Raw genomic sequence first — 13763 nt, 5'->3', positions numbered from 1 at the left:
GTCACCATTTGGCGGATGGCCGTCATCGGATATGGCCGACCAAATTCTCACCGGCGGCGCATATGCAGCAAAGCTCGCAAAGAATCAAGTCACAACCCCTCTAATGCGCGCTTTCACCGCAGATTCACAATCCCGCGAAGTCATAGCACACGGCACGGCCAAGGCAATCGTGCCGATCGCCGCTCAGGTCACGCCATTGTGAATTATTCGAAGACGATGGAGGGTGCGGCGCGCTGAGGTGTGTTACTGACCTGCGCCCAGACTTTGGCGGCGATATCGCGATAAATGCCGGCGATCGTGCCATTGGGGTCGGAAGCGACCAGCGGCGTGCCGGCATCGGACGTCTCGCGGATGCCCATGGTCAACGGCACTTCGCCGAGGAAGGGTACACCGATGCGCTCCGCCTCCTTGCGCGCCCCACCATGACCGAAGATATCATAACGGGTGCCGGTGTCCGGAGCGATGAAATAGCTCATGTTCTCGACAATGCCGAGAACGGGTACTTCCACCTTCCGGAACATGTTGAGGCCCTTGCGCGCGTCGATCAGCGCCAGATCCTGCGGTGTCGAAACGATGATGGCGCCGGCGAGCGGCACCTGCTGCGCCATGGTAAGCTGCGCGTCGCCGGTACCCGGCGGCATATCGACGACGAGAACGTCTAGCTCGCCCCAGGCGACTTCTCGCAGCATCTGCAGCAGCGCCGACTGTACCATCGGCCCGCGCCAGATCATCGCCGTCTCTTCTTCGACGAGGAAGCCCATGGACATGACCTTGAGGCCGTAATTCTCCATGGGGTTGATGATGCGGCCGTCGATCTGGGTCGGCCGGCCGGAAATCTTCAACAGGCGCGGCATGGAGGGGCCGTAGATATCGGCATCCAGAATACCGACGCGCAGGCCATTGGCGAGCAGACCCAGCGCGAGATTGACGGCCGTCGTCGACTTGCCGACACCGCCCTTGCCAGAGGCAACCGCAATGATGGCGCCGATGCCGGGTACGCCGATCTTGCCGGCGCGAGGCGGCTGCTGCGGCGCATGGGCGTGGGAATGGGCATGCGGCTGAGCGGGAGCCGGGCGTGCCGGAGGCGCACCAGCGGCATTGGCCTTCTTGTCCGCGGTCAGCGCGACTAGGGCGCCTTTGACGCCGGGCAATTCCTTGATCACGCGCTCGGCCGCAAGTCGCATCGGTTCCAGCTCCTTGGCGCGCTCTGCCGGAACCGTGATCGAGAAATAGACCTTGTTGTCGGAAATGAAGACATCCGAGACCATGCCGAGCTCAACGATATTGTGCTCCAGGTCGGGGCCGCGAACGGTCCTCAGCGTCTCCAGAACCTGTTCCTTGGTGATGTCTGCCATTCCATCCTCACTGCACGATTTCCATCCGGATGGCGGCGCATGCACGCCCACGCAGCAAACGCTCCGGATCTCTTGAGGCTTAAATAGTGGAGTGAGAGAACTTCGCCAAACGAAATTAAAGGGAATATCGACACGATACTGCCGTTGCGGCCGGCAGGTCCGCCGGGCTTTATAGCCCTACCAGCCGCAACGCTCCCTTGGAGACCAAAATGTCAGCGGCCGCACATAACGCAAAGCTTTGAAAGGAGTAGGGCGAGCGCACGAAAAATCGCTCCTTAAAACCCGTTGATTTTGCGGACGTGCCAAATAAGCAACAGCCGCCACCGATATTGCCGCTGGGAGAAGCAACGACTAAAATATCAGCAGCGGCTGCCCGATCCGCGCGCGTTTATCGGCGCTGTTATCAAAGTCCCCTCTGGACCTCTGCTTATGGAAATGCAGAAAGCGTGCCAGTTTCGCGAAATTAGAAAAATTGTTATTTTTCAGTTCGTTATAGGTTTTCGCAGTCACAGCCTGAAGTCAGTGCGGGATATATCGGCAAATTTTATGTGCAGCGCACAAAATTCACGCAGAAAATTGCCTGGATTTCGCTCGCACTAGCTGCCTGGACTGAACCTCAGCCCGAGGCCGCTGCGGACCGGGATGGTGTCTTATTTTATCAGCCCGACACGCAGCGCCTTGGCGACTGCCTGGGTACGGTTGACGGTATCCAGCTTCTTGGTGGCTCGGTTCAGGTAGTGATTCACCGTATGTTCGGAGAGGCTCAGGATTTCCGCGATTTCGGCGCTGGTCTTGCCGGCCGCCGTCCAGTTCAGGCAATCGATCTCCCGGTCGGTCAGCGCGTCGATGACGCGCACGTCCATATTGCGGATTTCGGCAAGCCTGTCGAAAACATAGATTGCGACATAGCTGAGATCCTTGATCTCTTCCTGGGTAAATGTCTCGCGGTCGCCGGCAAGCGATATCGCGCCGCGAAGACCGGATGCGTCGTGGGTGGGCAAATAGACGCAGCGCGTCATACGAAAGCGTTCGAACAGGGCCGCGATGAGTTGCGCCCTGCTATCGTCGCGATTAGTGCCCACCGTTGTCTCGTGAACGAAAGGCAGCGTGGAGCTGCGCAGGCGTCGCAGCACAGGGCTGTTCGCCATCAATCCTTCCTGGTCGTAGGTCGCCAGGAGTTCGGCAGGCCAGTTGTTGATGACCGAATTGCTCTGCAGTTCGAAGGATGTCACCGGCGGCAGGTTCAGAACCATGAAAGCCCGGCAGCGATAGGCTTCAGTCAGCCGCTTCATGAAACGAAAAACATCAAACTGTGTTTTCAGACCGCTAATTTCATTAATGTAATCTTCCCCCCGAGGGGGCTTTCCCGCCTGCACCAATGCTGCCATCATTAGTCTTCTTTACATAAGGGAGGGGCACAACGCGAAAACGCCGCCTCCAGGCCTCCGGGTCACCACATGAACGCCGACAAACCGGCGTTTGATCAATATAATTTTTTAAAATCTCGCCTGCTGCGACACCATCTACTACGGCGCCGGGTGATCGGGCCGCCATTCTCCTCCGGGCATAGCAGCAGGTACCAGGGAGAACGGCAGTTGGTCCGCGATTCTCACAAGCTTCTCAGAATAAACGTGTAAGTTGGCCAAGGTCCAGCGCACGAAAGGCCAAATTGGTGAATTTCACATGACAGCCGAGAAAAACAGGCGCTTTTAGCGTCTTGGACCGAGCCGACTGTGCATGTCCTGCATGATCGCGGCCGCCGCTGCTTTTACCAATGGCGCCCATTCCTGCAATTTTTCCGGCGTAACGCGGTAGGCCGGGCCTGTCACCGAGACGCCGGCCAGCATTTCATTGTCGTCCGAGTGGATCGGCGCGGCGACACAGCATATGCCGCTCTCGTGCTCTTCACGATCAAAAGCACAACCGCACCTCCTGATGGCATCGATATCGGCCCGGAGATCTGCCACGCTGCGATGGGTATGCTCGGTATAGGCGTGAAACGCGAGCCCAGCGACCCGCGCTTCGAAGCTGACATCGTCGAGCGCGGACAAAGCCGCCTTGCCGACGCCGGTGCAATAGGCCGGCGAGGCATTGCCGATCTGCGAATACATCCGCACGGACTGCCGGCCCTCGACCTTGTCGAGATAGATGACTTCGGTGCCGCGCAGGACGCCGAGATGCACCGTTTCCCCGGTCTGCGCCTGCAGCAGACGCAGATGCGGCTCAGCGACGGTCCGAAATTCATTGCGCGCCCAACTGCGTGATGCGAGGCTCAGGAGCCTGATGCCGGGCAGATAGCATCCGTCGCGATCGGTCTCCAGCAGCCCTTCTTCGACGAGGTGAGACAATTGCCTGTGCAGCGTGCCGCGCGGCTGATCGGAGAGAGACAGGATGTCGGTGAAACGCATTGGACGATCGGCCAGCGCCACGAGATCGATGAGCGCCATCAGTTTGCCGAGCGTGCCGGTCTCCCGGCCGCGACGGATTTCCCTCACCTCGCCCTTCTTCGAATTCACGACTGCCTCGCCCGCGTTGATGTACCTCATGTCCTTGACACGACCGCAGGGTAATCGGATAATTCCACATAGTCAAATTTAGTTCCAAATAATGGAACAAACTGTGTTTTTCAATTCCGGGAGGAAAAGAACTTGACCGAGGCACAGGCACAATTTCCCGATCTTAGAGATCGCACCGTACTCATCACCGGCGGTGGTTCCGGCATCGGCGCTGCACTCGTCGAAGGTTTTGCGCAACAGGGCGCCAAGGTCGCCTTCATCGACATAGCCGAGGAGTCAAGCAAGGCGCTTGCCGCCCGGCTTTCGGCGCAATCGGCCCATCCCGTCTCCTTCTATCATGCCGACCTGCGCGATGTCGGCGCCATCAAAAGTACGGTCGCCGCCGTCGAATCCGATCTCGGCGCCATTCGCGTCCTCGTCAACAATGCTGCCTGGGACGACCGGCACGAGATCGACACCACGACCGAGGAATATTGGGACAACAACCAGGCGATCAACCTCAAGCAGGTTTTCTTCGTCTCGCAGGCGGCAGCGCCGGGCATGCGCGCGGCCGGTGGCGGGGCGATCATCAATTTCTCCTCGATCGTCTTCAAGATGAACCCGCCGCTTCTTTCCGCCTACGCGACCGCAAAGGCGGGTGTCATCGGCCTGACCAAAAGCCTTGCCGGTCGCTTTGGACCGGAAAATATCCGCGTCAACGCCGTTCTGCCGGGCATGGTGGTCACCGAGCGGCAGATGGAGCTTTGGCTGACGGAAGAAGGCATCGCCAAAACGGTCGAGCGCCAATGCCTCAAGCATGTTCTCAAGGCTGCCGATCTGGTTGGCCCGACGCTTTTTCTTGCATCCAACTGCTCGGGCAGCATCACCGCACAGACCATCATTGTAGACGGAGGTATTCTCTAGTGAAAAACCAAGGGTATTTCGATTGAAAAATCAGAGGAATTTTTAAATGGCCCGGCCCGCATACATAGCAGTCGATTGGGGCACCAGCAGTTTCCGGCTGTGGCTGGTCGGCGAAGATGACAGCATTCTCGGCGAGCGCCGCAGCGGCGAAGGCATGACTTCGGCGGCTCAGACGGGCTTTGCCAAGGTGCTGCAATCGCATCTCGATGCCCTCGCGGTGCCGGAAGACCTTCCCGTCATCGTCTGCGGCATGGCCGGAGCGCGCCAGGGCTGGGTGGAAGCCGGCTATATCGATACGCCGACGTCGCTCTCCGCCATCCTGACCGGCGCCGTCTCCGTGCCCGGTCAATCGCGCAACGTCCGCATTCTGCCGGGCCTTGCGCAACGCGACAGGCAAGCGCCCGACGTCATGCGCGGCGAGGAAACGCAATTGCTCGGCACGATCGCTGCCGACGTCAAGGGCGAGCAAGTCGTCTGCATGCCCGGCACGCATTCGAAATGGGTGCGTGTCGCCGACGGCCGAGTCGCCGGTTTTTCGACCTTCATGACCGGCGAACTCTTCGACGTCATCACCAAACACAGCATCCTGTCCCACGCCGTTGCCGGTGCGGCCGACATGCCCGCGGACAGCGCCGCCTTCGCCTCCGCCATCAAAGCTGCCTTCGAGAAGCCTGCCCTCGCCACGAACCTTTTGTTTACCGCCCGTGCCGGCCAGCTTCTGCATGGCCTGACGGCGGCCGGGTCGCAAGCGTTGATCTCGGGCACGCTGATCGGCGCCGAAATCGCCGGCGCTTTGTCGTCTGCTGGGCAAGGGGCCGCGATCACTCTGGTCGCCTCCGGACGCCTGCAGGCGCTCTATGAAGACGCGTTCCGCATCCTCTCCCTTACCTATACGACTGTTGATGCCGATGCCGCCGTCCGCCGCGGGCTCTCCGCCGCAGCGAAGGCGATCTGGCCGAATGATGAAAGAAAAAGCTGATGACGACCCGCATCCCCTTCCCTGCCATGAAGCGCCCGCTCATCGCCATTCTCCGCGGCATCAAGCCCGAGGAGACGGCTGACATTGTCGGCGCGCTGATCGACGCCGGTTTGACGGCGATCGAAATCCCGCTGAACTCGCCGGAACCCTTCCGCTCCATCGAGATCGCCGCCAAGGTGGCGCCCGCCGACTGCCTGATCGGCGCCGGCACGGTGCTGACCGCTGAAGATGTCGACCGGCTGGATGCCGCCGGCGGCAAGCTGCTTGTGACGCCGAATGTCGAGCCCGCCGTCATCAGCCGCGCCCGCGACAAGGGCATGGTGACAATGCCGGGCGTGTTCACCGCGACGGAAGCGCTTTCGGCCACGCGCGCCGGTGCGACGGGGCTTAAATTTTTCCCGGCCGGCGTGCTTGGCGCCTCTGGTATCACCGCCATCCGCGCCGTCTTGCCACCCGAACTCGTCATCGCGGCGGTCGGCGGCGTTTCGGACAAGAATTTCGCCGATTACATCAAAGCCGGCATCCTGGCTTTCGGTCTCGGCACCAGCCTTTACAAGCCGGGAATGACGACAGCAGAGGTTGCCGAACGCGCCAAGGTGACCATTTACGCCTATGATGCTGCCGTAGGAGCCTGACCATATGACCGACATTCATGATTTCCAGGGCAATATTCTCTGCAACACCGCATCTGTCCTGGGCGAAGGACCGACCTATGATCCCGATACGGATACGGTCTGGTGGTTCAATATCCTCGGCAAGGAGCTGCATGAACTGCATTTGTCGTCGGGCAAGAAGGAAGTTCACCCTCTGCCGATGATGGCGAGCGTGCTCGCCCGCGTCGATGCAGAACGGCAATTGATCGCCACCGAAGAGGGGCTGTTTCTTCGCGATATCAAATCCGGAGAATTGACCTTTTATGCTGCGATCGAGGCGGACAAGCCGGAGAACCGCTCCAATGACGGGCGTACACATATCTCCGGTTCGTTGTGGATCAGCACGATGGGCAAGCGCGCCGAATTGCAGGCCGGCGCGATCTATCACGTCGCCGGCGGCAAGGTGACGAAGATCTTCGATCAGCTCAGCATTCCGAACTCCATCTGCTTTTCACCCGACGGCACGATCGGCTATTTCACCGATACCCGCCTCAGCCAGTTGATGCGGGTGCTGGTCGACCCGCAGACCGGACTTCCGGTCGGCGAACCGATCGTCATGGTCGACAGCATGGAGGACCCAGGCGGTCTCGACGGCTCCGTCTGCGATGCCGATGGCTATATCTGGAACGCCCGGTGGGGCTCGGGGTTCGTTGATCGCTACAGCCCCGACGGCTTGCGCATCGAGCGCTACCGTGTGCCTGCCATGCAGCCCTCCTGCCCGGCCTTCATCGGTCAGAACGGTGATCGCCTCGCCGTGACCACGGCTTGGGAAGGTCTCGACGAAGACGCCCGCTCGATGCAGCCGCAAGCCGGTGCGCTTCTCGAACTCGGCCCCACGGTCAAGGGCGTCTTCGATCCGGTCTACAAGATCTGATTGTATTTTATTTTCTTCCCGCGCCGAGGGAGATAATGCGGCCGGCAAAACTTTGCCGGCCTGCTTGGGATCACGCCGTCGTCCTGCGTTGAATGCCGCCCGTTCGTCGTTGTAACCGATCTGCAGGATCAATGGCTTCGGTTGCACAAGGCAGCGTCTCATCCCTTAATTTTTCGCGTTATTTTGGCCCAACCAAAGGCGATATGCAGCCGTTTCCCGCAACTCTTGCCGGAACTAAACCCCCGTTCGACCATTTTCCTTAACGAACCGGCACGGTGATGGTCAGCCAAAGGAGTGGCGCCGCCCGAGCTGGTGAACATGCCCATCAGAATGGAAGGTAGGTTCACGATGACCGGCAAATTGTTCACTTCCGCTGCTGTTGGCGCAATCTTTGCCACAGCATCGGTTCTTTCGCCGATGGCTTTCGCTCAACAGCAGCCGTCAACCGATAATAATGCCGCGCCGATGACGAAGACCGCTCCGGCAACGCCTGACACCACCAAGCCGGCTGTCAAGACGCCGGAAAACGAAGCTAAGGCTCCGGCCCCGGCACCAACGACAAATACGGCTCAGGCCGGATATCTGACCGAGCAGTCGGCCGATCAGATGAGTGCCAAGACCTATATAGGCCAATCGGTCTATAACGGTGAGAATAAAAGCATCGGTAGCATCGACGACCTTATCCTGCAGAAGCAGGGCGGTGTTGTCGCTGCGATCGTTGGCGTGGGCGGTTTCCTTGGCCTCGGCCAGAAGAATGTAGCCGTTCCCTTCGACAAGATCACCGCGACGCAGAACGCCCAGGACGGCAGCATGAAGCTGACGACCACGGAAACGGCTGACTCGCTGAAGGCCGCGCCTGAGTTCAAGACGCTTGCTATGCAGGCTTCTGAGAAGGCCGCAAAAACCCCGGCAACGGCCGCAGTGCCTGGAACGGACACCACGACGACCTCGTCGACGACCAACAAATAACGAAGCTTATCGAGCAACCTTGAAAAAACGGCGGTCTTTACAGGCCGCCGTTTTCGCATCCGTCGCGGCGGTCACGTTCAGACGTGTTCGCGCTCACCGGCAAGTTCATAGTCGTTCTCGTGGAGATATCGCAGCGTCGCGAGACTGTCGGCGGGTTTGCCGTAGTAATAGCCCTGCCCCATGGCGCAACCGAGCGACCGAAGCTTCGCCGCCTCGGCATACTCCTCGATCCCCTCGGCAACCACCTGCAGATCAAGCCCTTCGCACATCGCAAGGATCGCCTTGATGATGTGTTCGGAGGCCCGGTCGGAATTGATGCGCGAGACGAAGGCGCGATCGATCTTCACCTTGTCGAAGATGAAATCGCGCAAGCGGCCGAGGCTGGATTGGCCGGTGCCGAAATCATCCAGCGAGATGCGCACGCCGGCCGCTCTGAGATCGGCGATGATGCGGTTTGCCGTGTCGGCGGAACTCATAACCGCCGTCTCGGTGATTTCCAGTTCCAGGCGATGCGGATCGAAGCCGACGCGGCCGAGAATGGCGAGAATGCTGCTGCTCGTGCCTGGATCCATCAATTGCACGGATGAGAGATTGAAGGAGAGGAAAAGCTCGCGCGGCCACGACAGCGCGGCCTCCGCCGCCTTTCGCAGCAAGGTCTCGGAGAGCGCATCGATGAAACCGCGCTCCTCGGCGAGCGGCACGAAGACCGCGGGCGAGACGAAGCCGAGATCGGCGTCGTTCCAGCGCGCCAACGCTTCGAAACCGACGATCACATTGCTGGTGAGCGAGACGATCGGCTGGAAATGCACGTCGATGGCATTGGAAATGATGGCATTACGCAGCGCCTGTTCAAGCTGCGTCGCACGCTTCATCTCCTGGTCGATTTCCTTGGAATAGACGGTGATCTGGCCACGCCCGCGCCGCTTGGAACGATAAAGCGCCGTCTCGGCGCTTTTCAGCAGATCTTCGAATTCCTCGCCGGCGAAGGGATAGATGGCGAAGCCGAAGGAGGCGGAAAGGCGGACGTTGCGGTCGCCGAGATCATAGGGCGCCGACAGCACTTCGCGGATCATCTGCCCGAACTTTTCCGCACCGACGCGCTCAAAGACGAGCGGCAGCACGAAGGCAAATTCGTCACCGTCATGGCGGGTGACGGTGGCGCCGTCGGGAATGCAGGCCTTCAGGCGGTGTGCGACCTGGCAAAGGATCTCGTCGCCGGCTTCGACGCCGAAGAGGTCATTGATTGGCTTGAAGGAATCGAGATTGGCGATACCGATGGTGAAGGGTGCAGGATCGCTCGCGCGCTCGGCGGAAAGCACGCGCGCGCGGTCGCGCATGCGAAAGCGGTTCCCCAAGCCGGTCAGCGGATCGGTATAGGCCATCGCCTGCAATTCATTGTGACTGACTGGCGCAAGCGGTATTTCAGCCGATTTCATATTCAGTCCCGACACCTTCCTCCACCCGTGAAAGAGAATGACGGCGAAGTCTTAACAAAGGATGGCGGGACGACAGTCATTCCATGGGAGGAAAATCTATTCATTAGAAGTTATATAAGTATGAAATTTATTTGATTTGAGCTTTACGGCTGCTGCGCATGTATTTCTGAAACACAGTCTCAAGAATATCCGGGCTGACAGGCTTCATGATGATATCGTCCATACCGGCATCGAAGCATTGGTTGCGGTCACGCTCGAAAGCCTGGGTGAGCACGCCGATGATCGGGGTGTGCGATCCGCCCCCTTTCTCCGTGCGGCGGATCAGTCTTGCGGCTTCGAAACCGTTGAGGCCCGGCAGAGAAATATCCATCAGGATCAGTTGCGGGCGGTATTCGCTCCACAGCCGCACCGCCTCGTCGCCGCTGGTGGCGATCATGTAGCGATAACCGAGCCCTTCCAGGATCTGCGAGAAGACGATCTGATTGATATCATTGTCTTCGGCAACAAGGATCTGGAAGCCGCGATCCTCGCCGCCGGTCGCGATCTGCCAATCCTCCGCGCTGCCTTCGAGGGGTTCGCCCGGCTTGCCGAGGATATTGCGGTTGAAGTGCCGTGCGATCAGGAAGGTGAGTTCGGTGGCAAGCTGCGAGCCGTCCAGCGACAGAGCCGGCACATTCTGCCGCTCGGCCAATTCCAGGCCACGGTTTCCAAGCTGGTTGTCGATGATGACAAGATCGATCTTGATGCCGAGTGAGCTTGCGACATCCAGAAATGCCGCCTCCTCGCTTTCATTGTGGACCGAACATGCCTCGAAGCCGTATTTGGCGAGCATCTTCAACGCCGCCGATTCCGCTGCAACATCGCTGGTGACCACGAGAATCTTCCGGCCGGAGAAATTCTCGGGAACGAAGGTCTCCATTGTCGGCGCACGACGCGAGGCGGTCTGAAGTGCTGCCATCGGGACGTAGGCGCGCCGATAGGACCGATTGCTGTTTTCCTTGATCTCCGAGACAAGAGCGAATTCGTCGAAATCCGCGCCGTCTTTCGGCAGGTCCTGGATGGTGGCGACCAGGAAATAGCGGCCGGGCTTACCGATACGCTGTTTCCTGGTGACCACATCGCGCTCTATGCCATCGCGGGCGATCTGCCGCTGGCGCGAGATCGATATTTCGCCGGTTTCAATGACATGCCGGTCGTTCTCCTCGAAGCGGTTGGCAATATCCGTGGGGAAGAGATCGATACCCTTGCGGCCCAGCACTTCATCCGCCGAAGTTTGGTATTTATCGCAGAACGCCTTGTTGACCGCGACGTAAGCCATGTTGCGGTCTTTGACGAAGAGTGGAAACGGCAGGTTATCGAGAATATCCTCGGTGAGCTGCACGCGCTCCATGTCGAGGCGCCATTGCTCCTCCCGCTTCTTCACCTCCGAAATATCCGAGAGGATGCAGACGCCGAGACCCGACGGCAGCCGGCGCTTGACGAAGCGAACCCAACGATCCGCGCCGAAATGTTCCGTCGTCTCAAAACGCTCGCGCCAATGCGAGGCAATCCGCTGCGAGATCCAATCGTCGCGTGTTGATGCCGATTTCGTACGAACATCGTGATGCCGGACGCCGCTGTCGAACACAGCGCCGAGAAAATCGCGGAGCCGTGTCGACGGCTGCAGAAATTGCGGCGGAATCGGATAGAAATTCAGGACCTGGCGGCTGGCGAACAGCAGCAGATCGTTCTTGTCATAGATAAGGAAGGCACTGGAGAGCCCATCGCAGACGGCATCGAACAGCGCCGCCTGCAGATTGCCATCAGACGGCACATCCTCGGTCATTGCTGCAAAAGCTGCCTTGTCAATCTCGGCAGTCATTCGTCCGATTCCTACATCTATCCGGTGCTGCGGCACACGGGGCTTGAGAGCGGCGGCAGCTCTCGCGGTAAATTTATGGAAATATCATGCTGGCCTGAACACTTGAAACAGGCGGAAGCCGGCTCCTGTACATGACGGCCGCCAGCCTGCCGCCAAAAGCCGAGACATACGCCGAGCGCGCCACCTGCAATCATTTCAAGTTTTGTGAATGCAACCTGTCATCATTCCCTTAAGCTTTGATTAAATTTCTAAACAAAGTCCTGCTGAATCGGGTGGATGACGAAAGGCAGGCTGCGTTTTCTCTTTCCACCCGCTCACGAATCCACGAAAATGCAGATATGGCCATCAAGCAACTCTCCGAAACCCTGATCAACCAGATCGCCGCCGGCGAAGTCATCGAGCGACCGGCGAGTGCTGCCAAGGAGTTGATCGAGAATGCTTTGGACGCCGGCGCCACACGCATCGAGATTGCGACCGCCGGCGGCGGCAAGGCGCTATTGCGGGTCAGCGACAACGGCGCCGGCATGGAGCAGGCGGATCTGGAGCTGGCAGTCAGGCGGCACTGCACCTCGAAGATATCGGACACGCTGGAGGATATCCGCACGCTCGGTTTCCGCGGCGAGGCCCTGCCCTCTATCGGCTCGGTGGCGAAGTTATCGATCGCCAGCCGGAAGCCCGGCAGCGATGGCGGCGCCGAGATTGCGGTCGCCGGCGGCAGGGTCCTGCACCTGCGTCCGGTAGCGGCCAATCCCGGCACGATCGTCGAGATGCGCGACCTGTTTTTCGCAACGCCGGCGCGGTTGAAATTCCTGAAGACGGAGAAGGCCGAGGCTGCCGCGATCAGCGAAGTCGTCAAACGTATGGCGATCGCCTTTCCGCAGGTGCGTTTCGTGCTCTCCGGCAGCGACCGTTCGACACTGGAATTTCCGGCCACCGGCGACGATCACCTCGCCCGCATGGCGCAGGTGCTCGGTCACGAGTTCAAGGACAACGCCATCGAGCTCGACGCCCTGCGCGAAGATGTGAGCTTGACCGGCTTTATCGGCGTGCCAACCTTCAATCGCGGCAACTCGGCGCATCAATATGCCTTCGTCAACGGCAGGCCGGTGCAGGACAAGCTGATCCTGTCAGCGATCCGCGGCGCCTATGCTGAGACAATACCTTCGGGGCGCTATCCCGTCGCCGTTCTTTCCATCAGGCTCGACCCGGCCCTCGTCGACGTCAACGTGCATCCGGCGAAATCCGATGTCCGCTTCCGCGATCCGGGCATGGTGCGCGGCCTGATCGTCGGCGCCATCCGCGAGGCTTTGGCGCGTGAAGGCGATCGGGCCGCAACGACGGGCGCCGACGGCATGCTTCGCGCCTTCAGCCCCGGTCGTTCAGGCTTCCAGCCCGCATGGCGGCCGTCAACATCAAGCGCGCCATGGACGCCGGAGGCTTCGCCTTCGCGGCCCTATCAGCCCGCGGCAACGAACGGACATGGATTCGGCGAGCGACCTCAGGCCGCCTTCGATGGCCTCGCCATGCCGACCGCACGTGCCGAAACCGCCGCACCCATTGAGCCTGCACGGGCGGAGGAGCCGGCTCGGTTCCCCCTCGGTGCGGCCCGGGCGCAATTGCATGAAAACTACATCGTCGCCCAAACTGACGACGGCCTCGTCATTGTCGACCAGCATGCAGCGCATGAGCGGCTGGTGTTTGAGGAAATGCGCAAAGCGCTGCATTCCAAGCGGCTGTCTTCGCAGGTCTTGCTGATCCCGGAGATCGTCGATCTGCCGGAAGAGGATTGCGACCGGCTGATGGTGTTTGCCGACGAGCTTGGCGAACTTGGCCTTGCCATAGAGCGGTTTGGTCCCGGAGCCATTGCGGTGCGTGAGACGCCGGCGATGCTCGGCGAGGTGGATGCTCAAGGGCTGATCCGACAGTTGGCCGATGAGATTGCCGAGTGGGAGACCGCCTCGGGCCTTGCCGCCAAGCTGGAATATGTCGCCGCCACCATGGCCTGCCACGGTTCGGTGCGCTCCGGCCGAAGGCTGAGGCCGGAGGAAATGAACGCGCTGCTCCGTCAAATGGAGGCAACGCCCGGCTCGGGCCAGTGCAATCACGGCCGGCCGACCTATATAGAGTTGAAGCTCTCGGACATCGAACGGTTGTTCGGACGAAGCTGAGAGCAGATACGATCGAAAGAGCTGGAAAAGTCCAGCCTGCCGGGGTATG

General features: G+C 60.0%; 12 protein-coding genes. 6 read left to right on the top strand and 6 right to left on the bottom strand.

Translation table 11 applies throughout. From position 1 onward, the window contains the following. Positions 1 to 203: 203 nt before the first annotated feature. The 3 genes from QA648_RS02100 to QA648_RS02090 form a co-directional block, all read right to left on the bottom strand. Positions 204 to 1355 (bottom strand): Mrp/NBP35 family ATP-binding protein, encoded by a 1152-nt coding sequence (locus QA648_RS02100; RefSeq protein ID WP_283049367.1) that lies wholly within the window; start codon positions 1353 to 1355, stop codon positions 204 to 206. Positions 1356 to 2005: 650 nt separating this feature from the next. Further along, complete coding sequence (locus QA648_RS02095) at positions 2006 to 2743, bottom strand: autoinducer binding domain-containing protein (protein ID WP_104824998.1); 738 nt, start codon at positions 2741 to 2743, stop codon at positions 2006 to 2008. Positions 2744 to 3064: 321 nt separating this feature from the next. Beyond that, complete coding sequence (locus QA648_RS02090; protein ID WP_283051454.1) at positions 3065 to 3802, bottom strand: IclR family transcriptional regulator; 738 nt, start codon at positions 3800 to 3802, stop codon at positions 3065 to 3067. A gap of 201 nt (positions 3803 to 4003) precedes the next feature. Here QA648_RS02090 and QA648_RS02085 point away from each other — a divergent pair, with 201 nt between their 5' ends. From QA648_RS02085 to QA648_RS02070, 4 genes are read left to right on the top strand one after another with little or no spacing between them, the layout of a single operon-like run. Then, a complete protein-coding gene (locus QA648_RS02085; RefSeq protein ID WP_283049366.1) occupies positions 4004 to 4774 on the top strand; it encodes an SDR family oxidoreductase in 771 nt (256 codons plus the stop codon). 46 nt (positions 4775 to 4820) lie between these two features. Next, positions 4821 to 5753, top strand: coding sequence for a 2-dehydro-3-deoxygalactonokinase (locus QA648_RS02080; RefSeq protein ID WP_283049365.1), 933 nt, complete (start codon positions 4821 to 4823; stop codon positions 5751 to 5753). Continuing rightward, positions 5753 to 6388: a 2-dehydro-3-deoxy-6-phosphogalactonate aldolase gene (locus QA648_RS02075; RefSeq protein ID WP_283049364.1), complete on the top strand. Its 636-nt coding sequence runs from the start codon at positions 5753 to 5755 to the stop codon at positions 6386 to 6388. Before QA648_RS02080 ends, QA648_RS02075 begins: the two co-directional genes overlap by 1 nt. Positions 6389 to 6392: 4 nt before the next feature. Then, complete coding sequence (locus tag QA648_RS02070) at positions 6393 to 7280, top strand: SMP-30/gluconolactonase/LRE family protein (RefSeq protein WP_283049363.1); 888 nt, start codon at positions 6393 to 6395, stop codon at positions 7278 to 7280. A 158-nt stretch (positions 7281 to 7438) separates the two neighbouring features. Here the strand turns inward: QA648_RS02070 and QA648_RS02065 are convergent, their stop codons facing one another. Further along, entirely contained in the window at positions 7439 to 7678 is a 240-nt protein-coding gene (locus QA648_RS02065; protein ID WP_283051464.1) for a hypothetical protein, read from the bottom strand. Here QA648_RS02065 and QA648_RS02060 point away from each other — a divergent pair. Beyond that, on the top strand, positions 7629 to 8249 hold the full coding sequence (locus tag QA648_RS02060) for a PRC-barrel domain-containing protein (RefSeq protein ID WP_283049361.1): 621 nt from the start codon (positions 7629 to 7631) through the stop codon (positions 8247 to 8249). The genes QA648_RS02065 and QA648_RS02060 overlap by 50 nt on opposite strands. 77 nt (positions 8250 to 8326) lie before the next feature. On the opposite strand, the gene QA648_RS02055 is transcribed toward QA648_RS02060, so the two are convergent. Together QA648_RS02055 and QA648_RS02050 are read right to left on the bottom strand one after the other, a co-directional pair. Further along, positions 8327 to 9685, bottom strand: coding sequence for an EAL domain-containing protein (locus QA648_RS02055; RefSeq protein ID WP_283049359.1), 1359 nt, complete (start codon positions 9683 to 9685; stop codon positions 8327 to 8329). Positions 9686 to 9812: 127 nt separating this feature from the next. After that, positions 9813 to 11546, bottom strand: a complete 1734-nt coding sequence (locus QA648_RS02050; protein WP_283049357.1) for a response regulator — start codon at positions 11544 to 11546, stop codon at positions 9813 to 9815. Between the two features lie 338 nt (positions 11547 to 11884). Between QA648_RS02050 and mutL the strand changes: the two genes are divergently transcribed. After that, the gene (mutL, locus tag QA648_RS02045) at positions 11885 to 13714 is read left to right on the top strand and encodes a DNA mismatch repair endonuclease MutL (RefSeq protein WP_283049356.1); all 1830 of its coding nucleotides are present in this window, start codon (positions 11885 to 11887) and stop codon (positions 13712 to 13714) included. Positions 13715 to 13763: the final 49 nt, after the last annotated feature.

It is taken from the genome of Rhizobium sp. CB3171, assembly GCF_029714265.1.
In the GTDB taxonomy this organism is placed as follows: domain Bacteria; phylum Pseudomonadota; class Alphaproteobacteria; order Rhizobiales; family Rhizobiaceae; genus Rhizobium.
This window is presented reverse-complemented; position numbering and strand designations above follow the sequence as displayed.

What these genes read in the sequence shown, in the direction of transcription:
- QA648_RS02100 (WP_283049367.1), bottom strand. Translation starts at nt 1,355, where the DNA reads ATGGCAGACATCACCAAGGAACAGGTTCTGGAGACGCTGAGGACCGTT.
- QA648_RS02095 (WP_104824998.1), bottom strand. Translation starts at nt 2,743, where the DNA reads ATGGCAGCATTGGTGCAGGCGGGAAAGCCCCCTCGGGGGGAAGATTAC.
- QA648_RS02090 (WP_283051454.1), bottom strand. Translation starts at nt 3,802, where the DNA reads ATGGCGCTCATCGATCTCGTGGCGCTGGCCGATCGTCCAATGCGTTTC.
- QA648_RS02080 (WP_283049365.1), top strand. Translation starts at nt 4,821, where the DNA reads ATGGCCCGGCCCGCATACATAGCAGTCGATTGGGGCACCAGCAGTTTC.
- QA648_RS02075 (WP_283049364.1), top strand. Translation starts at nt 5,753, where the DNA reads ATGACGACCCGCATCCCCTTCCCTGCCATGAAGCGCCCGCTCATCGCC.
- QA648_RS02070 (WP_283049363.1), top strand. Translation starts at nt 6,393, where the DNA reads ATGACCGACATTCATGATTTCCAGGGCAATATTCTCTGCAACACCGCA.
- QA648_RS02060 (WP_283049361.1), top strand. Translation starts at nt 7,629, where the DNA reads ATGACCGGCAAATTGTTCACTTCCGCTGCTGTTGGCGCAATCTTTGCC.
- QA648_RS02055 (WP_283049359.1), bottom strand. Translation starts at nt 9,685, where the DNA reads ATGAAATCGGCTGAAATACCGCTTGCGCCAGTCAGTCACAATGAATTG.
- QA648_RS02050 (WP_283049357.1), bottom strand. Translation starts at nt 11,546, where the DNA reads ATGACTGCCGAGATTGACAAGGCAGCTTTTGCAGCAATGACCGAGGAT.
- mutL (WP_283049356.1), top strand. Translation starts at nt 11,885, where the DNA reads ATGGCCATCAAGCAACTCTCCGAAACCCTGATCAACCAGATCGCCGCC.